Source organism: Vibrio sp. 2033 (assembly GCF_033339735.1).
The window spans coordinates 1-522 of the sequence record NZ_JAWOVC010000817.1; the positions used below are offsets into that span (position 1 = coordinate 1).

Annotated in this window: 1 pseudogene; it reads left to right on the forward strand. The window is 47.1% G+C overall.

Annotated elements, in window-relative coordinates:
- Positions 1 to 109 precede the first annotated feature (109 nt).
- A pseudogene (locus R7P74_RS29265) lies at positions 110 to 522 on the forward strand (two-component sensor histidine kinase); the annotation flags it as partial.

The following is a 522-nucleotide window of genomic DNA, read 5'->3' on the forward strand; positions in this document are numbered from 1 at the left end:
ACTACCAAGCATTATTGGCAGAGTTTTCCCATGAGTTGGGGCGTGCGATGTCGGAAAAATTGGACAACGTAAATCAGCAATTGGCTCAATGGCGAGGGAAAGAGAAGTAGTGTTATACCCGAAATACAAAACCATCGGTGCACGCTTAATTGCCGCTTTTGCTTGCAGCACGCTCTTGCTCACCGTGGTGTGTTTGGTCGCTTGGGCGACATGGAACAGCTTGGATAATCAGGTGCGCCTTTTGTTGGGAGATAGCGTGCCTAAATATAACGCCAGCTATTTTCTCGAAAGTAAAACCAGTGAAATTAACCGCCGCGTAGAAGCGCTGCAAGCGGTAGACAACAAAGTACAGCTGACTGAACAAGCCATGCAGGTCAACGAGCAATTGGCTTCTATCTCGACCGTTCTGAAAAGCAATAAGATGAGCTCGGAGTTTTATCAATTGCTCGAATCGGAAGCTGGCCTTGTCTCGCTACTGGAAAAGTACGTGGATATGATTTCAACTCGCATCGATCAAACTCG